Below are 24,567 nucleotides of genomic sequence, written 5' to 3' on the forward strand. Positions count from 1 at the left end.
TTAGAGGAATCGGTACTTATGTCAGACCTGCCGGAAACAATCAGTCGCACGTGGGAGATTCCGTTACGTGCTTCCGTGGACGTGGCTGTGATCGGTGGTGGCTCCGCCGGGGTGGCTGCTGCGGCAGCGGCCGCGCGGAATGGAGCGTCGACCGTGCTGGTTGAACGCTATGGTTTTCTCGGTGGGACCTCGACGGCCGGGATGGTCGGTCCTTTTATGACGTCGTATACTCCGGATGGTAAACGCCAACTCGTTGCGGGACTGTTTCAGGAAGTCATCGATCGCATGGTGGCGATGGGAGGCGCCGTCGATCCTGCGACGACAGAAGCCGGTTCTGCCTGGGCCTCGTTTATCGAACTGGGACATGCCAACGTGACGCCGTTTCACGTTGAAGCTTTGAAGATGGCGACTCTGGAAATGGTGTGTGATGCCGGTGCGCAAATTCGTTTTCATACGTCGTTTGTTGATGTCGTGATGGATGGGGAACGAATTCGCGATATCATCATCCTTGATAAGGCCGGCCTGGGATTGCTGCGCCCCCAAGTGGTGATTGATACTTCGGGAGATGGTGATATCGCTGCGAAAGCAGGGGCGCCGTTTGAAGTGGGCCGACGTGAAGATGGCAAGATGATGCCGGTCACGTTGTTTCTGACGATAGGAAATGTCGATGATGCGCGTGTGGAAGCCTGGATGCGGGAACACGAAAAGTTGCATCCCGGGGAGCGTCTGTTTGAGTGCATTGTGAAGGAAGCGCGAGAACGCGGCGAATGGACGTTGGAACGCGAGTTTCTGAATATCTATCGCGAGCCGACGCCCGGTCAATGGCGGGTGAATTCGACGCGTATTCAAAATGTGGACGGGACCAACCCCGATGATCTGTCGCGAGCGGAAATCGAAGGGCGGCGTCAAGCGTGGGAGTTGATCCGCTTTTTCCGTTCCCACTGTCCCGGACTGGAACATGCGCAGTTGATCGCGACGGGAACGCAGGTTGGTGTTCGCGAAACGCGGCATATTCTGGGAGACTATGTGCTCAACGGTCAGGATGTACTCGAAGGTCATAAGTTTGAGGATGGGATCGCCCAGTGTTCGTATCCGATTGACATTCATGATCCGCAGGGACCGCGGGGGCGACTGGAAGGAATTCATGCCGACCATTATGAGATACCGTACCGCTGTCTGGTGCCGCGACAGGTGAATAATCTGCTGGTGGCCGGCCGACCGATCTCCGCCGACCATGAAGGCGCCGCTTCGGCTCGCGTCATTCCGCCCTGTTATGCGACCGGAGAGGCGGCAGGTACCGCGGCGAGTCTGTCGATCAAGCAAGGTGTGACTCCACGAGAAGTGGATGTTGAGTTACTTCGTTCGACACTGCGAGAGCAGGGTGCCATTGTGTAAATGCCGCGGGTGCGTCTCATCACTAATTCCGAATCTATCTGTTCGACGTCCTGAGCCAATTGAGGTGATACCATGAGTCAATCAAACAATGTTCGCTGGGCTGTGATTGGTCTGGGGTGGTTTGGAGAAGTCCACGCCGACAATCTGTCTGAAATGCCGGAGATTGAACTGGCGGCACTCTGTACGCGACGCCCTGACAGGTTGAACGAAGTGAGCGATCGGTTGGGAGTCGAACGGCGGTATACTGACTATCGTGAGCTGCTGGCGGACCCCGAGATTGATGTCGTCAGCATTACGACGCACATCAATGATCACCGCGAGATTGCAATCGACGCTTTGCGCAGCGGGAAGCATGTGTTGCTGGAAAAGCCGATGGCACCGACGCTGGCAGACTGTGAGCAAATCATGGAAGCCGCCCGGAATGCAGACGGCTTTTTGATGGTCGGTCATATTTGCCGCTTTGATCCGCGGGTGACGATGGCCAAACAGGCCATCGAGGAGGGGCGAATTGGAGACATCATTTCGATGCACGCACGACGGAATCTATCGAAGGAAATCGGCGAGACCGCGCTCGAGAATATTTCGGCTTTGATGGGGGACGGCATTCATGACGCGGACCTGATGCTCTGGTTCAGTCAGGCGAATGTGTCCACGGTCTATGCGCAGGAAGTGCATCCTGGTCAGAGTAAATATCCGGATGCTGGCTGGTCGATAGCGCGACTCGATAGTGGCGCGGTTGCGGTGGTTGAGTCGGTCTGGCATCTACCGAAAACGACACCGTATACGATTGACGCGCGCATGGAAATCATCGGTACTGAAGGGGCACTGTATATCAACTGCGGCGAGGCGGGCCTGGCGATACACGATGCGCAAGGCGTCAAGCTGCCGGATACGATGTACTGGCCGCGTCCGTTGGGCAGCTATTTTGGCGTGTTACAGGAAGAACTGCGTTATTTCGCTAAATGTGTTCGCAGCGGCGAGACGCCACAGCGGATTACACCAGCGGAGTCGTGTGCGGCTGTCGCCTGGATGGCGGCGGCGACAGAGTCGGCACAGACGGGAGCGGTGATCACGCTTTGATTTTGCTCCTGAAATTTTAGAAAACCGTGAACTGAAGAATACGGATTAGGGAAGCAGGGTAACTGGCTCAGTTCGAAGTTTTCTCTGGCATTTTCCTGAAATTTTGATATGCTATTCTATTGATGCGTGTGTTCTGTTGAGGACAGATGTTTCAACAGGATGCCTCGCTCTCCTACCTGTATTCTCGCCCGCGATGTGAGCGCTTTTGCTCGCAGTGCCGAATTTGATAACCCTGATTTATCTGCGTCTTTTTGCTGTGACTTTTTTGTCAACTGCATTCGCGTAGAACTCCGATGGTTAAAATATGAACGGATTGAACAAACGAGTGATTTGTGTGCTGCTTCTGGTCTCAGGATGGGGAATCTGCACTCCCGCCTGGGCGAATCCAGCGAACCGCCGTGCGTTTACCCGCTACTTCGGCAATTATCTTTCTAAGAACCTGAATTCGTGCGGCGTCTGTCACGTGGGGGCCCATGCCGAAGGGGCTGAGTCGCTGGATGACTTTCCGCACAATCCGTTTGGAACGCAGTTGCGGCTCGAAGGGGAAAAACTGAGCGAAGCGAATCGCGATCCCGAGATCGCGCTGCGGCTGAAATTGCTCGCCGACCAGGATGCCGACGGAGACGGCTTTTCCAATCTGCAGGAAATTCTGGTCGGAACGGCTCCCGGTGACAAAACCAAATATCCCGATGCGGCGGCAGTTCAAAAGCTGAAGACGTTGACCGCTGAATTCAGCGAGTATCAAAATCGTTATGCCTGGAAACCGTTCAAACCGGTGAAACGCCCTGAAGTACCGCTAATCAAAGATGCGGACTGGGCACGGAATCCCATCGACCATTTCATCGCCGCCGGTCACGAACAGAAAGGCCTGAAACGAGCCGGTGAAGCGGCGGCATCAATTTTGTTAAGACGCGTTTCTCTGGATCTGATCGGATTGAATCCGACGCCGGAAGAAATTCGTGCGTTTCTCAAAGAGAGCGAAACGAATCCACGGGCCTACGAAGAGGCAGTGGATCGGTTGCTCGCGCATCCCGCTTACGGCGAGCGCTGGGGACGCCACTGGATGGATGTCTGGCGGTACAGCGACTGGGCCGGTTATAAAGAGGCGCTCCGGGTGAGCCAGCGGCATATCTGGCATTGGCGGGATTGGATTATTGAATCGTTGAATGCCGACAAGGGCTACGATCAGATGGTCGTCGAGATGCTGGCTGCGGACGAATTGAAACCCGACGACTGGGATACCTTGCGCGCAACCGGCTTTCTGGCACGCAACTATCACGCCGTCCGGGACCAGTGGATGGACGATGTGGTGAAGCATACCTCGCAGGCCTTTCTGGGGATTACCGTGGGCTGTGCGAAGTGCCACGATCATATGTACGATCCGATCAAGCAAGACGAGTACTATCAGATGCGTGCGGTGTTTGAAACTTATCATGTACGCACCGATCGCGTGGAAGGCGTGCTGGATACCTCCGAGAATGGGATTCCGCGGGCCTATGATAAATCGGTGACTGCCAAAACCTGGTTCTTCGAAAAAGGGGATGAGCGGCGGCCCGTCAAAGATAAAAGCATTCCCCCCGGGGTACCGAAGTTCCTGGGGGGCGCGTATGAAGTACAACCGGTTTCCCTGCCTCTGGTGGCCAGTCAACCGGCGCGACGGGACTTCGTCAAACAGGACTTCCTGGCCCAGATGCGTGGTGCGATGGAGCAGGCAAAGCAGCCGGAACAGCGTCTGGCTGCCGAGAGTGCGCTCGCCGTCTTAGAAGCGCAGTTTGCGATTGAAGAGATGGAAGCCGCGGGAGATAAGAAATCGGATGCGTGGAAGACCGCTGCCAAAGAGTTGGTGCAGTTACAGCGCGAGGCGGCGCTCAAGGACGCGCAATGGAAGTTGATGTCCGCGGTTGAGAAACAGGAGCAGGCGAAACAGACGCTGGCGAAGGCAGAAAAAGGAAAGAAAAAATCAGCCATCAGCAAAGCGAAACAACAACTCAAGAAAGCCGATCAAGCGCACAAGGCTGCAGAAAAAAGTCTGAAGAAAGCAGAAGAAGCGGCTCAGGCGAAAGTGACGACGAAGTACACGCCGCGCAAACAGCCGACGTATCCGAAACAGAGTTCGGGGCGTCGTCTGGCATTTGCCCGCTGGTTGACAGATAAGAACAACCCGCTGACTGCGCGGGTGGCGATGAATCATATCTGGCTGCGGCACTTCGGTCAGCCCATTGTCCCAACGGTAAATGAATTTGGCGGCAACGGACGCGAACCAACGCACCCGGCACTATTGGACTGGCTGGCTGCGGAACTGATGAAACGCAACTGGAGCATGAAAGAGATGCACCGGTTGATCGTCACCAGTGCGACTTACCGGATGGCGGGCACCGGTTCGAAAGCGAATTCCAAAATTGACCCGGATAATCTGTATCTCTGGAAAAAGTCAGCCCGCCGCATGGAAGGTGAGATCGTCCGCGATAATCTGCTGTCGATTCCCGGACGACTTGATCCGCAACTGGGGGGCCCGGATATCAGCAATGAACAGGCCCAGGATTCTCGCCGCAAGAGTATTTATTTGAGACACGCGCACGAAAAACTGGTCGAGTTCGTTCAAATCTTCGATGGGCCGAGTGTCTCAGAGTGTTATATGCGTGAGACGAGCGTCCAGCCGCACCAGGCGTTGGCGCTGGCAAACAGTAAGTTATCGTTTCTTGCCAGTGAAGCGTTGACGGCGAAAATCGAACAACAGACCACGGGCGATGTAGACGCCTTCATTGAGGAAGCGTTTCTGTCGATTATTTCCCGTCTGCCAAACGCGGAAGAAAAAAAGCTGTGTCGTGAATTTCTGTTTGATGGGACCGAGGGGGGCCAAGGGACGCCCTCTCAAGATCAGTTTCAGAAGTTGATTACCGTGCTGTTTAACCATAATGATTTCGTCACGATTCGCTAACGATCAGACGTTGATTCCATAAGAAAGAGATTACTATGTCATCGCCTCACATGAACCGTCGGACGTTTCTGGGAGATACCGGTATGGGTATGACCGGTATGGCGTTGACATCGCTGTTGTTTCAGAATGGGGAATTGCAAGCTTCGGAATCCGGATCAGGCCGCCATCTGGCACCGCGAGCGAAATCGGTGATCTGGATCTTTCTGATTGGAGGCTTGAGCCATCTGGAGAGTTTTGATCCCAAGCCGGCGCTCAACAAATACGCGGGCAAGTCGATCGATGAAACGCCGTTCGGAGATGCGGTCCTCAATAAAGACAAGATTAACAAAGTATTGCTAGATCCCTCGAAGCAGAAACGAAAAATCTATAAATCACTGATGCCGCTACAGACCGGCTTCAAAAAATATGGCGAGAGCGGATTAGAAATCAGCGACTGGTTCCCCCACATGGGTTCCTGTGCCGACGATCTGACGCTGGTCCGTTCGATGTGGACGATTGATAATAATCATGGTGCCCAGTTGACTTACCATACCGGCCGGAAAATCACCGAAGGGGCGTTTCCTACGGTTGGCTCGTGGGTCAGTTATGGACTCGGTTCGGGTAATCAAAATCTGCCGCATTATGTGGTGCTCGGAAATCCCAGTGCCGATTGTTGCGGTGCTGCCTGGACGCACGGCTCTGCTTATTTAGGACCGGAGCATGCAGGCGTGCGGATGAAAGTCGACGCAAAACAACCGCTGTCCTTCGTGCGTTCGGCTGATGAAAGGCTGACTTCGGCCGAACAAAAGAAAATGTTTGGTCTCTTAGGAAAATTGAATCGGCAAACCGGAATTCAATACCCGGACGATCAATATCTGCAGGCGCGGATCAAATCGTACGAACTGGCATTTCAGATGCAATCCACGGTTCCGGAAGTCATGCAATTTCAGGAAGAAACCGAGTCGGTTCAAAACCTGTACGGTCTGAATGATAAAGTCACGAAAGACTTTGGTGAGAAGTGTCTGGCTGCACGTCGTCTGACGGAGCAGGGCGTGCGGTTTATTCAGTTGTTCCACGGTTATCGTGGCAACGCCGGGGCCTGGGATTCGCATCGAGACATCAAGCGGCTGCATTCGAAACTTGCAGCGCAGGTCGATCAACCGATCGCCGGACTCATTAAAGATTTGAAACTGCGTGGTCTGCTGGATGAGACGATGGTGGTGATCGGATCGGAATTCGGACGCACCCCCGGAGCCGAGCACCGCGAAGGAAACAGTACCGTGCAGGGCTCGGGACGCGATCATCACCCGCACGGTTTCAGTGTGGCGATGGCCGGGGGCGGCATTAAGGGAGGCCACATTCATGGGGCCACCGATGAACTCGGTTTTCATGCCGTTGAAGATCGTCACTATGTGACCGACCTGCATGCGACGGTGTTGCATCAGATGGGCCTCGATACGACGCAACTAAACTATCCGGGCCGACAACGGCTGGAACGGGATTACGGGGCCGTGATTCACGATATTCTGAGCTAGACTGTGTCCAGTTTTATTGTAGCGTCTCCAAGGCCATTTGGATTGAGTATATTAGATTGAGACACGCTATGGTTAAATGTGATGCGCTCTAGGTAGCGTTGAATAATTCAAATGCCTCTTAGCAAATGCAAGGAACCGGGGCTAACGCCCTTCGGCTAATAAGTTATTCCGGCTCGAAAACATTAAAAACCGGATCAGCCGACGTTTAAAACAGCAGCGATGGTTTGATCATCAGAACCAGTCCCAGTAGAAGGATCACGACGCCGCTGAAGAGTTTGAGATACCGTCCTTGCGTTTCCTGCAATTTGTGACGGCCCAGCGTGACCACCACAATCGTGACCATGATGGTATCGTCCAGCATGTAGGCCACGATATACAGGCAGAGGTACGAGTACGATTTCCAGGCAGGGTAGTTCTGCATGGTGAGGACTTCTGTGTAAAGCGCTGGCAGGCCGGCGGTACAGAGCAGTTCGATGATGTTGACCAGCACGGCAAGAATCGACGCGCCGATGATCGCGCCAGTCAGATTTTCGGCGTTCACAATCCGCCGCATGCGGGCGTAGAGTCCCGGTTTGGCCCATTCGGGAATCGAAAGCGAGATGCCTTTTTTAAACGCAAAATAATCTTTGACGTGAATCAATCCGATCATCACGGCGAAGAGTCCCAACAGAAACTGCACTGTCGGCAGATAGCCGATCAGCAAAAAGACGTTGAGCCAGGCCGCCATAAAAGCCAGATAGGCTAGGCCGCTGATCAGGACAAACGTGCCCGCCACGGCCACGATTTTAGCGCGACTCTTCAGGTTCACCAGCAACGACAGCAGAAACAGCAGAACCCACATGGCACAGGGATTAAACCCGTCTACAAGACCGATTAAAAAAGTAAAAGCCGGCATTCCTAACCGGCTTTGGCTTAACTCTCCCAGAAAGGGAACCTCGATGGTGTCCCCCTCTTCTAACGTGGGAGGGGGCTGTTTTTCGCCTGCCACCACCGGCGGTTGACCAAAGGGGAGTGGTGGCGGGCTGGAATCACCGCCCGGGATCGGGGGAAGCCCCTCATCGGCAGGTGGAATCGGTGGCAGCGGATCTGACGCTTCGTCGTCCGAATCAGAAAGACTTGCTAGTCGCTCGGGGGGAATGATACTGACTGAATGCTTGATACTGTGAAAGTCCCGATGTGCGCTTAAATCGAGGTGTTGAAATTGCCATGCGCTATTCGACACAAAGGACACGTTGATAATTTTATGAGAATTTAGTGCAGGCGATTGGTGAAGCTGGTCTGTGCTGCTGGAACTCTGATTTTCGTCTGCTGGCTTTGCCTTTGGTTTCTCTTTCGGGCAGGCCTTCGTCCAGAACTGCATTGTCTCTTCCAGCTTCTCGCCCGTCGATTGTTCACTCACCCAGCCAACGATCAATTTATTGCAGAAATGGAAGACGGGCACACTGACGGCTTGTTTTCCATATCGCTCTGAGAGTTTCTGAACCCGTTCCAGCGCGCTGTTATCGCTGACGATATCATAGATCTTGTATTGAAAGACCGGATATTGCTCTTTGAGCAGAGGCAGGAACTGCTTGGCGGCTGCACATTTGGCACAGCCTGCTCTGGTATAGATAGAGACCGTTAACAGGGACTGGATCCGTGTGTCTGTTGTTTCATCGGGCTTGAGTTTTCTGAGCAGATAATTACATCCATACAGAGCCGGAGTTTCGGCGGTTTCCAGATGAAAATACTTTAAAATCTGCTGGAAGCGTTCGTCATGCTTTTTATCTTCATCAAGATTGTGAATATAGAGTTTGATGTGCCCGTTTTTTTCCGCGAACGCTTTGACTCGCTTGATGACCTGCGTGTTCTCTTCATCGTCGTTACGGATGAAGAGTTCCAGCGACGCACATCGCGGTTCCTCTGAGAAAGCAGGCTGGGCACCCGCGAACTGGGAGAGCAGGATCAGGCCGAGAAAAAGGAGTCTCAGCAGATGCTGGTTTGGTCTGACGAATTCAATGATTGACGCGTTCCTCATGATCCTCTATTTCCAGAAATAAATCGGTCTCTTCCAGTGATGGCTTTATTATTCACTTTGGGTCCCGTGTGGTCTATACTCAAGTGTGAAAAATGAGAACGCTGAGCTAGGAAATGCCGCCGTGCGTATTTACACTAGAGTAATCAGGCGTTGATTGGATTCCGTGTCAGATTTAGTTGCTTTGATGATTTATCATGAGTTGGAGTATGCGCGATATGAGACTCAGTATAGTGATCGCTGTTTGCCTTTGTTTTCGGGGGGCTGGTGCATTTGCAGAGGCTCCCGTCGAGTTCAATCGCGACATACGTCCGATTCTGTCGGATAAATGTTTTGCCTGTCATGGACCGGACGAAAAGACGCGTGAAGCCGATCTGCGACTGGATGATCGTGAGGCGGCCCTCGTAGATTTAGGGGGGCATCGTGCGATTGTCGCAGGCAAGGCAGCAGAGAGTGAACTGATGCGGCGGATTCTCGCCACCGATGAGAGTGAATTGATGCCGCCCGCGGATCACGACAAGCCGCTTACCAAAGCCGAGATTGAACTGCTGCGAAACTGGATCAATCAGGGCGCACAATACCAGCAACACTGGTCGCTGACGCCGCTGGTGCGTCCGGATATTCCGGCAAAGACAGCCGCTGCGACAGTGAATCCCGTTGATGGCTTTATCCAGCGCAAACTGAAACAGGAAGGGTTTGCATCGAGTCCGACCGCTGATCCGCGCACCCTGGTACGGCGTCTCTCGTTTGATCTGACCGGTCTGCCACCAGAGCCGTCGGTGGTTGCCGCGTTTGCAGCAGATCCGAGCGAGGAAGCGTATTCCCGGTTGGTGGATCAATATTTGAGTTCACCCCATTTTGGCGAACGGATGGCGTTGTACTGGTTGGATCTGGTGCGATATGCGGATACGCTGGGCTACCACGGAGATCAGGTTCAGAGTGTCTCGCCTTACCGGGATTATGTAATCAACGCGTTCAACAGTAATAAACCTTTCGATCAATTTACAACCGAACAACTGGCCGGTGACTTGCTGCCCGAGGCGACTCTCTGGCAGAAAGTGGCATCCACTTATAACCGCTTGAATCGCGCTTCGGCGGAAGGGGGCGTTCAGCCCAAGGAATATCTGGCAAAGTACTCCGCGGACCGGGTGCGTACGACGGGCGCGGTCTGGCTCGGTTCAACGCTGGGCTGTGCGGAGTGCCACGATCATAAATTTGATCCATTTACGACAAAAGACTTTTATCGTTTCGCTGCCTTTTTTGCCGACATTAAAGAGCAGGGGATTGTGAGTGGTGCGAACCACGTCGCCAAACTTCAGGTGCCGACCGAAGCGCAGGCAAAACGCACGCAGGAGCTGGATGTCTCGCTCAAACAGGCGGAAACCGAATTTGCGAAAACGACTCCCGAGTTACAGGCGGACCGAAGCAGGTGGGAGCAGGAGATCAAGACAGGGACCGACCGCTGGACGGTCTGGAAGCCGAAGCAGGTCCGCTCGGAAGGGGGCGCGAAACTGAAAGTGCTGGAGGATGGTTCGGTGCTGGCGAGCGGGAAGAATCCCGCAAAAGATGTGTATGTCCTCGATTTCAGTGACAGTAAACTTCCAGACGACAAACCGTTCGCGCTGCGGATTGAACTCATGCCCGATAAATCTCTGCCTCAACAGGGGCCGGGACGTGCCGGCAATGGGAACCTGGTTCTGAATGCTGTGGAAATGACCGTCAATGATGCACCGGTAAAATGGCAGAAAGCGACGGCTTCCCATTCTCAAGGCAATCATTCACCCGAATATGTCATCAATGGGCATAAGAATGGCTGGGCGATTCTGCCACACATCGGAAAACGCCAGCAAATGCTTCTGGCAGGAAAGCTGACCGAGCCCAAAAACGGGAAGCCGGAAACAGAGGAGTTCAATACCGAAGAGCCTGCGAAGAAAGAGGACGAAAAGAACACCTGTGAAATTCGTCTGGTGCAGAATTTTGTCGCGGGTCATAACCTGGGACGTTTTCGGATTTCGTTTTCAACAAACGTCGATATCAGTAAACCGGAGGTTTCTGCTTCCGAACAGCTTCAGGAACTCGTTACACTTCCGGCTGAAAAACGGACAGCGGAACAGCAGAAGCAGATCGACACTGCGTTTCGTGAGGCGACGCCGTTATTGAGTAAAGAACGCGCACAGCTGGCACAGTTACGAAAAGAGAAAGATCAGTTAGAAAAAAGTATTGTGACGACATTAGCGACGTCGGCGACGAAGCCGCGCACGATGCGGGTGCTGCCTCGCGGTAACTGGATGGACGACTCGGGGGACATTGTTGAGCCGGGGGTGCCTCATTTTCTGTCGCAGATCAAAGTCGCTGAAAACACGCGTCCGACGCGATTGGATCTGGCACGCTGGATGACCGCACGCGAAAATCCGCTGGTCGCACGCACGTTTGTGAATCGACTGTGGATGCTGATGTTCGGTCAGGGGCTGGCACGTTCGGTGGATGACCTGGGTTCACAGGGAGAGATGCCGACGCATCCCGAACTGCTCGACTGGCTGGCGACCGAATTTGTGGAAAGCGGCTGGGATGTCAAGCACATGCTGCGATTGATGGTCACCTCGCACACGTATCAACAATCTTCGGCATTGCCAGACGCACTGCGCGAACGCGATCCTTATAACCGGCTCTATGCCCGACAGTCGCGCTGGCGGCTGGAAGCGGAAATGATTCGTGATAATGCACTCGCATTGAGCGGGCTGTTGAATGAGGAAATCGGGGGCGTGAGTGCCAAACCGTATCAGCCAGCCGGGTACTGGGCGCAATTGAATTTTCCCAAACGGACCTATCAGCAGGATAACGGCCCACAACAGTATCGACGTGGCTTATATACCCACTGGCAGCGGACGTTTCTTCATCCGAGTCTGCTGGCCTTTGATGCGCCGGCCCGTGAAGAATGTACGGCGCGGCGTCCCCGCTCAAATACGCCGCTACAGTCACTGGTGTTATTGAATGATCCGACGTTTGTTGAATCGGCACGCGTTTTGGCGACCCGCGTTCTGAAAGAAAGTCCAAAGTCGGAGTTTGAAGCACGATTGAACTGGCTCACGCAGCAGACATTAATGCGTGCGCCGCGTGACGATGAAAAAACATTGTTAAAGTCTCTGTATGAAGCAGACTTGAAACTTTACCAAACACAACAGGCAGAAGCGGAACGCATTTTGTCCGTCGGTCTGGCCAAACCGTCTGGCGACATCGATCCCGCTGAGCTGGCGGCCTGGACCAGCGTGGCGCGGGCGGTTCTGAACTTGCACGAAACGATCACACGATATTAAGGCGCTTTCAATATGTTTGACTTTTATTCTTCGCGACGCAGTTTTCTCCGTCAATCGGCACTGGGCATTGGACCGGCGGCTCTGTTGTCGCTGTTATCCCGCGATGCAAGTGCCAACGATCTCGGTCAGGGTGTGATTTCCAAGCCGCACTTTAAGCCGCGCGTCAAGCGGGTGATCCATCTCTGTATGGCGGGCGGGCCTTCGCACCTGGAAACGTTTGACGATAAACCGACGTTACGCGAGATGCATGGCAAGCCGATGCCGGAATCGCTGACGAAAGGGCAGCAGGTGGCGCAGCTGCAGGGGCGCGAGCTCAAATGTTTCGCACCACAGTTTGATTTTACCAGTTTCGGCGAAAGTGGCCAGCGGATCTGTTCACAGTTTCCCAACATCGGTTCGGTGGCCGACGACTTGTGCATCATTCGATCGATGTATACCGACCAGATTAACCATGATCCCGCGCATACGCTGTTTAATACCGGGTCTTCCCAGGCGGGCCGCCCGAGTATGGGTTCGTGGTTGTTGTACGGACTGGGACAGGAGTGCGATAATCTTCCCGGCTATGTCGTCTTGACCAGTGTGGGGAAAGGGGGGCAGGCTCAGCCGATCGCCGCACGTCAATGGCACAGTGGTTTTCTGCCTTCGCGTTTTCAGGGCGTTCAGTTTCAGGCCACCGGGGCGCCGGTGTTGTATCTGAATCGACCGGAGGGCGTCTCGATGCAGCAGCAGCGCCGGCTCGTGGATACGGTCAATCAGTTGAATCGGGGCTTCGATGATCTAGTGCACGATCCCGAAATCGCGACCCGCATCGGCCAATACGAAATGGCGTTTCGCATGCAGACCAGTGTGCCGGGTTTGATGGATCTGAAAAACGAATCGAAGGAAACGATGGCGGCCTATGGTACCGAAGGCGGCGATGGCACTTATGCCTCAAATTGTCTGCTTGCGCGAAGACTGCTCGAACGGGGCGTCCGCTTCGTGCAGCTCTATCACCGCGCCTGGGACCACCATGGCGGTATTAAACGTTCGATCGAGATCACCGCCAAAGAAGTCGATCAGGCCACCGCGGCTCTGATTAAAGATCTGAAACAGCGGGGCCTGTATGATGACACACTGATCGTCTTCGGCGGCGAATTCGGCAGAACGCCGATGGCTCAGGGGACCGGTCGCGATCATCATATCAAAGGCTTTTCCATGGTGCTGGGAGGCGGCGCCGTCCAAGGGGGTAAGAGTTATGGCACGACTGACGATTTCGGTTATGCGGCTGCAGAAAATCCGGTGCATGTGCGTGACTTTCATGCGACGTTGCTGCATCTGTTCGGCATCGATCACAAGCGGTTCAGTTACAAATTCCAGGGGCTCGATTTCCGGCTCACCGGTGTCGAAGAAGCTCACGTCGTCAAAGAAATTATTGCATAGGTAGTGTTTATTTAGTAGTGCTGAGGACTGCAACATTACCTGATGAATCATTCATAGTGGCCAACACTCTAGAGGTTGTCTCATAACGTCAAAAAAAGTGAACGGTTTGGCGCGTCTTTTGCATGAAGTGTTCTCCTGAAAGGAGAATTTCTTATGTATATGACGCTGGTCTGGTGGCCCAAACGAAAACGGGTTTCCACAAAAACAGCGTCCAGGACGGAACGCCCGGTCGTTTTGACCGATAAACAATGGTCTTTAGTCGCAAAACTGTTTCCCTGGACTCCCCCTTCCAAAAAGGGAGGACGTCCAAAAGCCCATCCACGAGATTGCCTGGAAGGCATTCTCTGGATTTTGGTGACAGGAGCACGATGGAAAGATTTACCAAGAGAGTATCCCTCAAAAGCGACGTGCCATCGACGTTTCCAGCAATGGACGATCGAAGGGCGGCTCTTATCTGCCTGGCAAATCATCTTGGAACGAATGGATGATGCTGGCCAGATTGATTTCTCGGAAACCTTTGCTGATGGCACTTTTGCCTCGGCAAAAAAAGGGGTAGAAGAGTTGGCCCGACTCGTCGTGGCAAAGGCACAAAGGTCATGATTTTTGTCGATCGTCACGGGACACCTGTGGCGATCGACACAGAATCGGCCCGTCGTAGCGAAGTCAAGCTGATCGAACCGCTGCTTGAAAAAATCACATTGCAAAATCGACAACCCGAGCGACTTGTTTATGACAAAGCCGCCGATTCGGACTCGTTGCGCAAACGGCTGATGGAAAAGAATATCGATCTGATCTGCCCGCATCGAAAATCGAGAGTCAAACCGCCGACGCAAGATGGTCGAAAGCTTCCACGCTTCAAACGACGTTGGATTGTGGAACGCAGTATTGCCTGGCTCCACAACTATCGTCGCATTGTCACGCGCTGGGAATATCACGATTACCTCTACGAAAGCTTTGTAATTCTTGGGTGTTTATTTACACTATTAAAAAGGTTTTGAGATGCCCTCTAATGTCGTTCTTGTTTTAAGTACTTCTACAACGGGAAAGACTTATTAGCCGAAGGGCGTTAGCCCCGGTTCACATACTTTTAATTGGTCCATTGGAATTAAGAAATACTACCTGGGATCTTTGAATGACCTCAAGGCAGCATGCAGCGACCGCCGCTGATGACGAGCGTCTGTCCCGTGGTGAAGCTGCTTTCATCGGACAGCAAAAACGATACCATCGACGCGACCTCCGAAACTTCACCCATCCGTGGAATTGGCGTGGCCTCGATGATTTTATCGAGGTCGTCCTGGTTGACGCCTGTCAGGATTTCGGTGTCGATCAATCCGGGGGCGACCGCGTTGACGCGGATATTGTCTTTCGCCCAGGCGACCGCGGTACTTTGTGTGAACGAGACCACGCCCGCTTTACTGACGGCATACGCGATCGACATCGGACGCGGCTGCAGGCCGGAGAGCGAACTCATATTCACGATGCGACCATAGTTATTTTTCAGCATGCCTTCCTTCACACGCCAGGTCACCAGAAACGTTCCCGTCAGATTCACATCCAGCATCTGCCGCCAGTCGTTTTCCGTTAATTCGGTGTGCGACTGATAAATGAAGATTCCCGAATTGTTCACCAGCAACTCAACGGGCCCCCAGTTTGATTCGATCTCCCCGACCATGCGATCCACGTCCTGGCTGTCGGAGACATCCGCCTGCACGAGCATGCCCGTTCCACCGGCTGCTTCGATCTGCTTCAGTGTTTCCTGTGCATCTTCCTGACCGCTGCGATAATTAATGGCGACACGGGCGCCCTCTTTTGCCAGACGTAAGCAACAGGCTCGACCGATTCCGCGGGAACCTCCGGTCACCAGGGCGACACGGTTTTGAAAACGAGTGGGATGAATATTTGATTCGGGCATGATGGTTCTCTGATCTCGGTGTGTTGAATTGGAAGCGGCTTCAATTGTACGTCAGGTTTATTTGATGATATCGCTCAGGGATCGTTGGTTCTACTGATGCTCAGTGGATATCAGCGATCTCGGTCTAAGTCTGGATTCCGCCTGATTTCGACCTGTGAGGGAAATGCTGAAAAAATGGCTGAATGCAGAGATTTTGTTGAAATGAGCCCTGAATTTCGATAGAATAAATATACTCCGATATATGGCCGCTCCTCCGTCGGTCCCTACTTGCTTAACCCTACCTAAACGGCGTGACCTTATGAGATTACGTTCCATCCCACAACTGGTTTTCTGCACGGCCCTGCTGGTTGCCGGGTCGGTTTCTGCGTTCTCTGCTGAAGTTCCGCTGCATCAACAGATCGATTCTTTGATCAGTGCGGGAAAACCGGAGTTCGAAGCCCAAGCGGCGCCTCTCGCCGATGATGCAACTTTTTTGCGAAGAGTCAGACTCGATCTCACCGGAACCATTCCGACCGTTGAAGAAGTACAAGCTTTTTTAGCCGACACAACACCGGAAAAACGGACGTTGTTAGTCGATCGGCTACTGGCATCACCCGAACATGGGCGGCGGATGCAATATGTGTTCGACACGATGTTAATGGAACGCCGTCGCGACAAACATGTGCCTGCCGCTGAGTGGCGGAACTATCTGCGAAAATCATTTTTGGAAAACAAACCCTGGGACACGCTGGTTCAGGAAATGCTAACGGTTGACGGCACCGATGAGAAAACACGACCGGCGGCCAAGTTTCTGCTCGATCGGGAATTGAAAGCCGAAGTCGTAACCCGCGATCTGGGGCGACTGTTTTTGGGTCGCGATCTGGAATGTGCACAGTGTCACAATCATCCGAATGTGGATGATTATCTGCAGCGGCACTATCACGGTTTGAACGCGTTTTTGAGTCGCAGTTATCTCTTCAAAGATCCCAAGACCAAGAAAATGACGATCGGCGAAAAAGCGGAAGGGCTGGTGACGTTCACGTCCGTGTTTACGAACGAAGAAGGGAAGACAGCGCCGCGAATGCTGGACTTGCCGGAAATTCCTGACCCGGAGAAAAAGAAAGTACTCTACAAAGTCAAACCGGCCAAAAATGTGCGTTCGGTGCCGGTTTACAGCAGACGACTGCAGTTAGCGGATGCGATGACGAATTCGGACAACATCGCCTTTCAGCAGAACATTGTGAATCGCTTGTGGGCAATGATGATGGGCCGCGGCTTCGTGGAACCACTCGACATGTGGCATGCCGACAATCCTCCCTCGCATCCCAAGGTGTTGGCGCTATTGACAAAAGCATTTCAGGAACACGACTCTGACATGCGATTTCTGTTACGTGAACTGGCACTGTCAAAAACCTATCAGCGCAGCAGCCATGTTTCTGTAGACGCGGAATATCCTGAAAAAGTCAATTTTGGCGTCGGGCTGTTGAAACCGCTCTCTCCCGAGCAACTTGCCTGGGCGATGATGCAGGCGACCGGTGTCACAGACAAAACTCTAGCCAGCGTGAAAGCAAAACAGGCCAAGGTAGACGCTAAAAAAGGGACAAAGCAAGCAGACGACCCACAGTGGCAGGAAGAAAAACTGCACGACGCGTTAAAAGGAAACGTGACTTCCTTCGTCACCACCTTCGGGACGGTGGGCGCACAATCTTCGCGGTTTGACGCTTCGGCGAATCAGGCTTTGTTCCTGCTAAACGGGCCGCTGGTGCAATCTTGGTTAAAACCTTCCGGTACAAACTTAACGGCCCGACTGAAGAAACTGAAAACAGCGCCCGAAATTGCGGAAGCTCTGTATCTCGCCGTCTTTTCGCGTTTACCCGAGCAGACAGAAATCGAACAGGTGGCGGCTTACCTGAAAGCCAGCCAGGATCAGCCTGATATGGGTTTACCTCAGCTGGTCTGGGCGGCACTCTCGTCCGATGAATTCCGCTTCAATCACTAAGACTTTTCAATGTGTTCCTGCTTGACAGGCAGAAGGACTGACAATGCGACGAAATCAAGGATGCAATCCCCTGGACCATCAAGTGGCCCGGCGCCAGTTTTTAGCGGGTGCCGCCGGCGGTGCGATCAGTTTGGGATTGTCTGGCGCACCCGCCATTGCCGAACAAGTACAAGGCCAGCACAAACGCATCCTGCAGGTGTATCTGCAGGGGGGCGTCAGCCAGCTGGAATCGTGGGATCCCAAACCGGGTACCGAATTCGGCGGACCGTTTCGAGCCATTCCGACGTCAGTTCCGGGCATGCACATTTCCGAACTCCTGCCTTACACGGCGCAACGGATGCATTTGCTCTCAATCGTGCGCAGTATCAATTTGAAAACCAACGATCACAGCCAGGGTCGTCTGTTTATGGAAAAGGGCCGACGGGCCGGCGAGTATCCTTACATCGGTTCGATTGCCTCGAAATATCTGGCACCGGCAAACAGCGAATTGCCCGGTTATATTCATATCTCGACCCGCGGACTCAACGACAGCACGTCTGCGTTTCTGGGAGCGCAACACGGACAATTGAAATTTGAAGGTGTCAAACCACCGAAAAACTTAGGCTTGCCCAAAGGACTGGATCAAACGGCGGCGGCTCGCCGCATTCAGTTGCGGCAGCAGTTCAACAAACAGTTCGGGCGCGGGCGTCCGAAATCGATGACGGAATCGTTTGATGTGTCGTTTCAGCAGGCGGCCAAGCTGATGGCCCGGAAAACATTTTTCGAGAAAGAGCCCGACGGGAAAGATCTCGAACGCTACGGCAAACACGATTTCGGGCGGAACTGTCTGTTGGCACGCACGCTGCTCGAAAACAATGCGACCTGTGTGAAGGTGACGCATCATGGCTACGATTCCCATGCTGAGAATTTCAACTTCCACCTCGAGCAACTGGGCGAATTCGACAAAACGTTTGCGATGCTGATCGACGATCTGCATGAACGGGGCATGCTGGAAAGCACGCTGGTCATGGTCTATTCGGAATTCGGACGTACTCCCAAAATCAATGTTCGCTATGGACGCGATCACTGGGGCACGGCGTGGTCGATTGCATTAGGCGGTTGTGGCATTCAGCCGGGGGCGGTTATCGGAAAAACCAACGAGAAGGGGACCGCGGTCGCCGATCGCGAAGTGGATGCCGGCCACCTGTTCCATACCTACCTGCAGGCACTCGGCATTGATTCCACGAACGACCACGAGATCGCCGGCCGATCGATTCCCATCGGCGACCCGACTGCCGATGCCATCAAGGAGTTGCTAGCATGAACGCGAAACAGAAAAACACAACCGAAGTGCTTGTCGCTCCTAAGCCCGACTCCGCTTATTATGCGATTGATCCGACCAAAACTCACGAGGTGGCGCAGTTCAAGCATTCGTGCCCACTGACCTCCTGCCGCGTCGATCCCACGGGTCGTTATTTCGTTGCCGGGGCACAAGACTTGGATATCCATGTCTGGGACCTGGCGACACAAGCGCAGCGGACTTTAAAAGGGCACACGAGCTGGGTACGGTCGTTTGATTTCTCGGCCGATGGGAATACGCTTTTTTCCGCCTGCTGGGGCGGGGATATCAAAGTCTGGAACATGACCGAGGCTGAGCCGAAGCCGACAATGACGATTCCGGCTCACAAAGGGTCGGCGCGCTGGGTGCGGGTTTCTCCCGACCAGACAAAACTGGTGACCTGCGGTAACGATTTACTGGTGAAGGTCTGGAAGATCGAAGACGGCAGTCTGTTGCATACGTTCGCCGGCCACGAGCGGCACGTTTACGCGGCGGACTTTCATCCGGACGGTCAACATCTGGTGTCTCAGGATTTGATGGGCGTCATGAAAGTCTGGGATCTCAAAGCAGACAAAGCAGTGCGCAGCATCGATGCGAGTGTGATGACCGGCTACGATAATAAATTTGCCGCTGATATGGGGGGCGCCCGCGACCTGCAGTTCAGCCCGGACGGCAGCGAACTGGCGAGTGCCGGCATTACCAAAGTGGTGAACTCGTTCGCCGGCGTGCAGGATCCGATTATCATGCTGTTCGACTGGAAAACCGGCAAAGAAACCGCCCAGCTCAAACCGGACAAAACGTTTCAAGGCATCGCCTGGGGCGTCCGCTTTCATCCGGATGGCTTCCTGATTGGAGCCGGTGCAGACCGGAGCGGCAAGGGAGAACTCTGGTTCCGCAAGCCGGGCGAAGCCGAATTCTTCCACACCATGAAACTCGCCAAGGCAGCCCGCGGTCTCGATCTGTTTTCCGATGGTCGTCACCTGGCAGTCGCCCACGCAGACGGCACCGCCCGCGTCTATCGCATGTCGGCTGCAGCCGAAAAAGCCAAAGTGTGAAGAGATTTTGCAGGTGCGCCGGCTGGTGCCTTGCTGGTCAGTTTTGTGTTACCGCTTTGTCACTCGCCGATGTCTTCGTTCCATATTTCGGGGTTGGCGGCGATGAAGTCCTGCATGAGTTGGATGCAGCGTTCGTTTTGCAGGACTTCGAGTTCGATGCCGCTGGATTTGAGCAGTGCTTCGTCACCCAGGAAGGTCTGGTTTTCGCCGATGACGACGCGGGGGATCTGATACAGGCGAATCGCACCGCTGCACATCGGGCAGGGGGAGAGGGTAGTGTAAATCACACTGTTGCGATAGACGCGGGCGGTCTGGCGGCTGGCGTTTTCCAGGGCTGACATCTCGCCGTGCAGAATGGCGCTGTTCTGCTGCTGCCTTTGGTTATGGCCGCGGCCGATGATTTTGCCTTCAAAAACCAGCACCGAACCGATGGGCACGCCCCCTTCTGCCAGACCCTGTTCGGCTTCCTCGATTGCTGCCTGCATGAATTCGTCCATGGTTAGAACACTCCCTCATTTTTCTGGCTTCGGTTTGATTGTGCACGATCGACTCAAGTTGGCGTTCGTTGATCACCTCAAAATCCTATTTTTCGCCAATCAAAATCAAGATCGGTTTTCGATTTGGGGACTTTTCTTGTATCTAGAATCAAACCATCATCAATTTGATAGAAATAGGTGAATTCTTCATTCTCAAAAGAATGATCGTATTCAAAAGGCGCTCCGTTTATCTCTACAACGTTCCTTGTTGTAGTGGGCTCAATTCCTGTTTGTGACACTGTTTTACTCCCTGACTAAATCGAAAATAAATTACCAGACCCATCATTATATCGCAGTGTCCTGTTTTGGACAGTTCTATTTCTCATGCTTCTATTTGCAGGGGGAAAGATCGTGGATTCTTGAGATGTGTTTAGGTTCATACTTCGTTCGGTTTTTTCCATTCACACGCGGAAAACTCCTGGTCGAGTGGTGTTCCCGCGATATGGTTGGTGTAGTTAGAAAGCACTTTAGTGGAAACAAATACGATAATTTCCAAGACATGCTTTTGGGTGAATCCAGCGTCCAGAAATTGAGTCACTGCTTCCGGGGGAATGACTCCTCGCTGATTCACAACGTTTTGCGTGAACTCGCGCAGGATCTGAAGCCGCTCGTCGTGATAGGTAGTGCCGTTGCGCGCTGCTTCGATGACGGCTTCCGGAATCTCTTCCAGCCTTGCGACCGCTGTATGAGCTGCCATGCAGTATTGGCATTCATGTACATCATTAACGGCGAACCAGGTGACGTGCCTTTCTGTGGGAGTCATACTTGAGCGTCGACATAGATCAATCATGCTCAGATAGGCTTCAGCAGCGACGGGGGCTTCGGCTAAGACTCCTAGTAAGTTAGGGATGAAGCCAAAGTTGTTCCGAGCTTTCTTGAGAACTTCATGCGCGTCTTCAGGGGCCGAATCTTGTGTGTGGACAGAAAATGTGGTCATGGGATCTTCCTTTGCAGCCGTAATTTGTTGTCGTTGATTGAAACTGAAAAGGAATCACAGCACCAATATGCGCTGTGATTCCCTGCAATGCGTTATGCAAATAATGGTTTGCGGTCTGCCATACGACGCGCGTCAGCCACTTGCCCGCGATGCATTGTGGGATGCAACATCAGTACCAGCAGACAACCTGCCACGGTACCTAAAAACTGCTCACGTCCTGGAGGGCAGTTCTTGCTGGGCAAATCCAGGTCGTCATCGGAAAACCCGTCTAAGACCTGCATCGTTTGTGCGCGGACTTCATCGAACGTTTGGCGAACCTGGTCCCAGGGAAGATAACTGTTCGCATCGATCACAGGCTCGCGCTCGCTGCCGAACATCTCTTTCCAGTCAATTAAGGGGTTCTCGTTTCCGAGGATGACATGATTCACGAGATTGGCTTCGGAGTAAGTTAAATGGCCTAGAATCCAGAGTGGATGGTTCCCTCCTTTGGACGTGGGCTGGGTGAGCGGGGCATCCTGCATGTCGTCAAGCAGTCCCAGTGTTAAGTTCCGGCTTGCTTCGAGGCCCATTTTGATGAAATCAAGCGTGTTCATAGTCTGCTCCTGTTTCAGTTGGTAAAAGAAAAAAGTCGGTCAGTCGCTGTAAAACATATAAATTGAACGATCATTCATTAAATAGGCAAATAAATTGAAAGGTCATTCAATAAATGGGTAAAAAAAGGATTATTAGAGCATTGCCAACGCCGTTTGGGTAATACTTTGGATTGCTTCTTTTCCTGCGTTCGCACGTGCCATTACGTTTAACCCTTGTGCCATATTAACCAGAAACAACGCCATTTCCGTAGGGGCAACGTTTTCGGACAGCTCTCCCGATTCTTGAGCTGCTTTTAGTTTTTGCTCCAATGCGGTCTGAAAATGTTTCATCACCCGCCGGGCCATTTCGGCAATTTCTTTATTTTCCGCCCCGAATTCAATGAGGGTATTGCCTACAAAACAACCTTTACATTCGGGAGATGACATATGATCGGAAATACCCTGAATCATAGCCTTCACATTTTCTAACGGAGTACCCGGGCCATCCAGGGCTGCTGCTCCTTTGGAAAAGACGGTCTCGCAGTAAAGCTCAAACGCTTTGTCGTACAATGCTTGTTTGTCACCGAAGGCTGCATACATGCTCCCCGCGTTCAGCCCCATCGCAGACAGCAGTTCGTCACAGGAGGCACCCTCGTAGCCCTTGCGCCAGAAGACTTCCAGAGCCGCTTCGAGAGCTTTTTTCTCGTCAAATTCTCTTGGTCTGCCACGTGTCATGCAGATAGGTTATCGATTTTTTGAACGCTCTGTCAAGATATGACCGGCTATTTATTGAATATGTATTCAAAATAGATATTGGCTGTCATTCTTTTCTGTCAGGGTGGAGGCTGAATGTCCTGACTGTTGACTTTGTGTTGATGAAACCTCAGCCACCAGTGCCACCCCGCCGATTAAATAAATACGACCTGGCGCTGAGCCGATCACTATGAAACTGGGTAGGACCGAATGTAATTCGGGCCGAGCGTAGCGAGCGGGAGGTTGCGCTCTGATTGGTCAAAGAAAAAGAGTCTCACCGATTTCTGTTTGAATTTTCAATTCCCAGGTGACTCAAAGATGCGCCAGCTAGATCTAAGACCTCCGGTTGTCTGGCGACAACACCGAATTTCATTCGGTGCTACCCGACGCTCATTTTGTGGTCTGAATTTCCTAATAGGGTATTCCGATTGGAAAGTTACCAAAAACCGGATCAGCCACACGGCGTTAGTCGCGGTTTAGACCAATCTCGGTAAAGGTTGCGAGACGGCTCGCTACATTTTAAAACACGCATCAATGTTATCACTATGGGTTTTGATCGTTTTTACCGGCGGGCGGGTGGCACTGTTGGCTTGTCCAACAGTGTTGAGAGTTGACGTCCCATCCAGGAACAAACTCTTGGGTAATAAGAGGGGCTCCCTTCGTCACAACTTCATGAAAGCAGTGACTTGTTCGTGTGTGAAAATATTCGATCTATGAATGGCTTCAATCAATCAAAAGAGATGGGAACACCTTTACTGTCTTTCACTGGTGGCAAGCCACCAGTGCCACCCCGCCGATGAAAACTCAACCGGAATTTTATCGGTTCAAGTGCTGTTTCAGCAGTCGCGCGTTGCGGCGGTTTGATTTGAAGAAGGCGTCGAAGACGTCTCCCAGCAGGGGGATCGCGCCGAGCACGGAATCGAGCGCTACGTTTCCGATCATGCGTGCCAGGACCCACCGGGAAGCGCCCAGCTGTTTCGCTTCATAGATCAGATAACCAGAGAGCGTGGCCGAAATCATGTCTCCTAGTCCCGGTACGATTCCGATCAGGGTATCCCAGCCAATTCGCAAATTCGTGCCGGGGACTTTGAAGGCATCGTCCAGAAAGTGGGTGAGCCGTTCGAAACGCGCCATGCGATTGGTTCGCTCCGGGTGGTACGAATTACTGGTTGCAGATTTAAATCGCAGACTTGTCAGAGGCGGACTGATATTTTTTATCTGTTGAGACACGCTGTTTCCCTTTTCGTTTTGGAGATCATCGCCTGTGTGCCTGAATGCTCAGGATTCGCTTTTATTGATAAAGCAATTCGTATGCCACATTTCCAGAAGTCTGGTTCACACCCCGAAAGGGCGGTTTTTAGTAGTGAACACAGTTGAGAAGTGATCAGTCAGAGCGCGATCTGGTCTGAAATCATCCAATCAACGCGCTCGGGTACGATTGATTGATCTGCTGTTTTGTTTCTGCTGGTGCTGGATGTTTATCTGTGGTGCGGGGAAGGCATCGGGTAGGATTTGTGGAACGCTGGTTTACTTTGGCTTTTACCGGCGGCCAGGTCGTATTTATTAATTCGAATGCCTCTTTGCAAATGGAAGGAACCGGGGCTAACGCCCTTCGGCTAATAAGTCTTTCCTGCTGGCATAGTACCCAAAACAAGATCAGCCGCATGGCGTTAGCCGCGGTTAATTCTGACTTGGGTAAGGTTGCGGCCCTGGGAATCACATTCAAAACCAATCAATAAACGCTACCTGGTGCCGACCCACTCACGGTAGGTACACGCAATGGTATTCAAGGCCTGAAAAGATCAGATTGTCGGATTCGGTTTCCACTGGCG

At 52.9% G+C, this 24,567-nt stretch carries 20 protein-coding genes; 12 read left to right on the forward strand and 8 right to left on the reverse strand.

The genetic code is table 11. The features are described from left to right. Window positions 1-18: 18 nt before the first annotated feature. The 4 genes from Pan241w_RS09470 to Pan241w_RS09485 all read left to right on the forward strand — a co-directional run bounded on the left by Pan241w_RS09470 (window position 19) and on the right by Pan241w_RS09485 (window position 6,927). A complete protein-coding gene (locus tag Pan241w_RS09470; RefSeq protein ID WP_145214256.1) occupies window positions 19-1,395 on the forward strand; it encodes an FAD-dependent oxidoreductase in 1,377 nt (458 codons plus the stop codon). A gap of 72 nt (window positions 1,396-1,467) precedes the next feature. After that, entirely contained in the window at window positions 1,468-2,475 is a 1,008-nt protein-coding gene (locus Pan241w_RS09475) for a Gfo/Idh/MocA family protein (RefSeq protein WP_145214259.1), read from the forward strand. Window positions 2,476-2,779: 304 nt separating this feature from the next. Next, the gene (locus tag Pan241w_RS09480; RefSeq protein ID WP_145214262.1) at window positions 2,780-5,413 is read left to right on the forward strand and encodes a DUF1549 and DUF1553 domain-containing protein; all 2,634 of its coding nucleotides are present in this window, start codon (window positions 2,780-2,782) and stop codon (window positions 5,411-5,413) included. 35 nt (window positions 5,414-5,448) lie between these two features. Continuing rightward, complete coding sequence (locus Pan241w_RS09485) at window positions 5,449-6,927, forward strand: DUF1501 domain-containing protein (protein ID WP_145214265.1); 1,479 nt, start codon at window positions 5,449-5,451, stop codon at window positions 6,925-6,927. Window positions 6,928-7,132: 205 nt separating this feature from the next. Here Pan241w_RS09485 and Pan241w_RS09490 read toward each other — a convergent pair whose 3' ends face one another. Continuing rightward, window positions 7,133-8,944 (reverse strand): hypothetical protein, encoded by a 1,812-nt coding sequence (locus Pan241w_RS09490; RefSeq protein WP_145214269.1) that lies wholly within the window; start codon window positions 8,942-8,944, stop codon window positions 7,133-7,135. 215 nt (window positions 8,945-9,159) lie between these two features. Here Pan241w_RS09490 and Pan241w_RS30075 point away from each other — a divergent pair, with 215 nt between their 5' ends. The 4 genes from Pan241w_RS30075 to Pan241w_RS09510 all read left to right on the forward strand — a co-directional run bounded on the left by Pan241w_RS30075 (window position 9,160) and on the right by Pan241w_RS09510 (window position 14,672). Continuing rightward, window positions 9,160-12,255: a PSD1 and planctomycete cytochrome C domain-containing protein gene (locus tag Pan241w_RS30075; RefSeq protein WP_198000433.1), complete on the forward strand. Its 3,096-nt coding sequence runs from the start codon at window positions 9,160-9,162 to the stop codon at window positions 12,253-12,255. Window positions 12,256-12,267: 12 nt separating this feature from the next. Next, window positions 12,268-13,674, forward strand: coding sequence for a DUF1501 domain-containing protein (locus Pan241w_RS09500; protein WP_145214275.1), 1,407 nt, complete (start codon window positions 12,268-12,270; stop codon window positions 13,672-13,674). A 153-nt stretch (window positions 13,675-13,827) separates the two neighbouring features. Next, window positions 13,828-14,274: a transposase gene (locus Pan241w_RS09505; protein ID WP_145209666.1), complete on the forward strand. Its 447-nt coding sequence runs from the start codon at window positions 13,828-13,830 to the stop codon at window positions 14,272-14,274. Next, window positions 14,271-14,672 carry a transposase gene (locus Pan241w_RS09510; protein WP_145209663.1) on the forward strand — a complete coding sequence of 134 codons (402 nt, stop codon included), beginning with the start codon at window positions 14,271-14,273 and terminating at the stop codon, window positions 14,670-14,672. The genes Pan241w_RS09505 and Pan241w_RS09510 overlap by 4 nt, the downstream gene beginning before the upstream one ends. Window positions 14,673-14,812: 140 nt before the next feature. Here Pan241w_RS09510 and Pan241w_RS09515 read toward each other — a convergent pair whose 3' ends face one another. After that, complete coding sequence (locus tag Pan241w_RS09515; RefSeq protein WP_145214278.1) at window positions 14,813-15,586, reverse strand: SDR family NAD(P)-dependent oxidoreductase; 774 nt, start codon at window positions 15,584-15,586, stop codon at window positions 14,813-14,815. 298 nt (window positions 15,587-15,884) lie between these two features. Here Pan241w_RS09515 and Pan241w_RS09520 point away from each other — a divergent pair, with 298 nt between their 5' ends. The 3 genes from Pan241w_RS09520 to Pan241w_RS09530 are packed head-to-tail and all read left to right on the forward strand — an operon-like array spanning window position 15,885 to window position 19,937. Continuing rightward, the gene (locus Pan241w_RS09520) at window positions 15,885-17,564 is read left to right on the forward strand and encodes a DUF1549 domain-containing protein (RefSeq protein ID WP_198000434.1); all 1,680 of its coding nucleotides are present in this window, start codon (window positions 15,885-15,887) and stop codon (window positions 17,562-17,564) included. A 43-nt stretch (window positions 17,565-17,607) separates the two neighbouring features. Then, window positions 17,608-18,867, forward strand: coding sequence for a DUF1501 domain-containing protein (locus tag Pan241w_RS09525; protein WP_145214284.1), 1,260 nt, complete (start codon window positions 17,608-17,610; stop codon window positions 18,865-18,867). Further along, window positions 18,864-19,937, forward strand: coding sequence for a WD40 repeat domain-containing protein (locus Pan241w_RS09530; RefSeq protein ID WP_145214287.1), 1,074 nt, complete (start codon window positions 18,864-18,866; stop codon window positions 19,935-19,937). Before Pan241w_RS09525 ends, Pan241w_RS09530 begins: the two co-directional genes overlap by 4 nt. A gap of 59 nt (window positions 19,938-19,996) precedes the next feature. Here Pan241w_RS09530 and Pan241w_RS09535 read toward each other — a convergent pair whose 3' ends face one another. From Pan241w_RS09535 to Pan241w_RS09560, 6 genes are all read right to left on the reverse strand, one after another. Beyond that, entirely contained in the window at window positions 19,997-20,434 is a 438-nt protein-coding gene (locus Pan241w_RS09535; protein ID WP_145214290.1) for a nucleoside deaminase, read from the reverse strand. A 77-nt stretch (window positions 20,435-20,511) separates the two neighbouring features. Further along, on the reverse strand, window positions 20,512-20,712 hold the full coding sequence (locus Pan241w_RS09540; RefSeq protein ID WP_145214293.1) for a hypothetical protein: 201 nt from the start codon (window positions 20,710-20,712) through the stop codon (window positions 20,512-20,514). A gap of 137 nt (window positions 20,713-20,849) precedes the next feature. Beyond that, on the reverse strand, window positions 20,850-21,410 hold the full coding sequence (locus tag Pan241w_RS09545) for a carboxymuconolactone decarboxylase family protein (protein WP_145214296.1): 561 nt from the start codon (window positions 21,408-21,410) through the stop codon (window positions 20,850-20,852). A 92-nt stretch (window positions 21,411-21,502) separates the two neighbouring features. Continuing rightward, window positions 21,503-22,003 (reverse strand): DinB family protein, encoded by a 501-nt coding sequence (locus tag Pan241w_RS09550; RefSeq protein ID WP_145214299.1) that lies wholly within the window; start codon window positions 22,001-22,003, stop codon window positions 21,503-21,505. 132 nt (window positions 22,004-22,135) lie between these two features. Further along, window positions 22,136-22,717 carry a TetR/AcrR family transcriptional regulator gene (locus tag Pan241w_RS09555; protein ID WP_145214302.1) on the reverse strand — a complete coding sequence of 194 codons (582 nt, stop codon included), beginning with the start codon at window positions 22,715-22,717 and terminating at the stop codon, window positions 22,136-22,138. Window positions 22,718-23,551: 834 nt separating this feature from the next. After that, on the reverse strand, window positions 23,552-23,965 hold the full coding sequence (locus tag Pan241w_RS09560) for a DUF4112 domain-containing protein (RefSeq protein ID WP_232107399.1): 414 nt from the start codon (window positions 23,963-23,965) through the stop codon (window positions 23,552-23,554). Between the two features lie 257 nt (window positions 23,966-24,222). On the opposite strand from Pan241w_RS09560, the gene Pan241w_RS09565 reads away from it, so the two are divergent. After that, window positions 24,223-24,474 (forward strand): hypothetical protein, encoded by a 252-nt coding sequence (locus Pan241w_RS09565; protein WP_145214305.1) that lies wholly within the window; start codon window positions 24,223-24,225, stop codon window positions 24,472-24,474. Window positions 24,475-24,567 lie beyond the last annotated feature (93 nt).

Origin of the sequence: Gimesia alba, assembly GCF_007744675.1 — a bacterium.
Taxonomy (GTDB): domain Bacteria; phylum Planctomycetota; class Planctomycetia; order Planctomycetales; family Planctomycetaceae; genus Gimesia; species Gimesia alba.

Coding starts and splice junctions, on each gene's coding strand:
- Pan241w_RS09470 (WP_145214256.1), top strand. CDS start 19: ATGTCAGACCTGCCGGAAACAATCAGTCGCACGTGGGAGATTCCGTTA.
- Pan241w_RS09475 (WP_145214259.1), top strand. CDS start 1,468: ATGAGTCAATCAAACAATGTTCGCTGGGCTGTGATTGGTCTGGGGTGG.
- Pan241w_RS09480 (WP_145214262.1), top strand. CDS start 2,780: ATGAACGGATTGAACAAACGAGTGATTTGTGTGCTGCTTCTGGTCTCA.
- Pan241w_RS09485 (WP_145214265.1), top strand. CDS start 5,449: ATGTCATCGCCTCACATGAACCGTCGGACGTTTCTGGGAGATACCGGT.
- Pan241w_RS09490 (WP_145214269.1), bottom strand. CDS start 8,944: ATGAGGAACGCGTCAATCATTGAATTCGTCAGACCAAACCAGCATCTG.
- Pan241w_RS30075 (WP_198000433.1), top strand. CDS start 9,160: ATGAGACTCAGTATAGTGATCGCTGTTTGCCTTTGTTTTCGGGGGGCT.
- Pan241w_RS09500 (WP_145214275.1), top strand. CDS start 12,268: ATGTTTGACTTTTATTCTTCGCGACGCAGTTTTCTCCGTCAATCGGCA.
- Pan241w_RS09505 (WP_145209666.1), top strand. CDS start 13,828: ATGTATATGACGCTGGTCTGGTGGCCCAAACGAAAACGGGTTTCCACA.
- Pan241w_RS09510 (WP_145209663.1), top strand. CDS start 14,271: ATGATTTTTGTCGATCGTCACGGGACACCTGTGGCGATCGACACAGAA.
- Pan241w_RS09515 (WP_145214278.1), bottom strand. CDS start 15,586: ATGCCCGAATCAAATATTCATCCCACTCGTTTTCAAAACCGTGTCGCC.
- Pan241w_RS09520 (WP_198000434.1), top strand. CDS start 15,885: ATGAGATTACGTTCCATCCCACAACTGGTTTTCTGCACGGCCCTGCTG.
- Pan241w_RS09525 (WP_145214284.1), top strand. CDS start 17,608: ATGCGACGAAATCAAGGATGCAATCCCCTGGACCATCAAGTGGCCCGG.
- Pan241w_RS09530 (WP_145214287.1), top strand. CDS start 18,864: ATGAACGCGAAACAGAAAAACACAACCGAAGTGCTTGTCGCTCCTAAG.
- Pan241w_RS09535 (WP_145214290.1), bottom strand. CDS start 20,434: ATGGACGAATTCATGCAGGCAGCAATCGAGGAAGCCGAACAGGGTCTG.
- Pan241w_RS09545 (WP_145214296.1), bottom strand. CDS start 21,410: ATGACCACATTTTCTGTCCACACACAAGATTCGGCCCCTGAAGACGCG.
- Pan241w_RS09550 (WP_145214299.1), bottom strand. CDS start 22,003: ATGAACACGCTTGATTTCATCAAAATGGGCCTCGAAGCAAGCCGGAAC.
- Pan241w_RS09555 (WP_145214302.1), bottom strand. CDS start 22,717: ATGACACGTGGCAGACCAAGAGAATTTGACGAGAAAAAAGCTCTCGAA.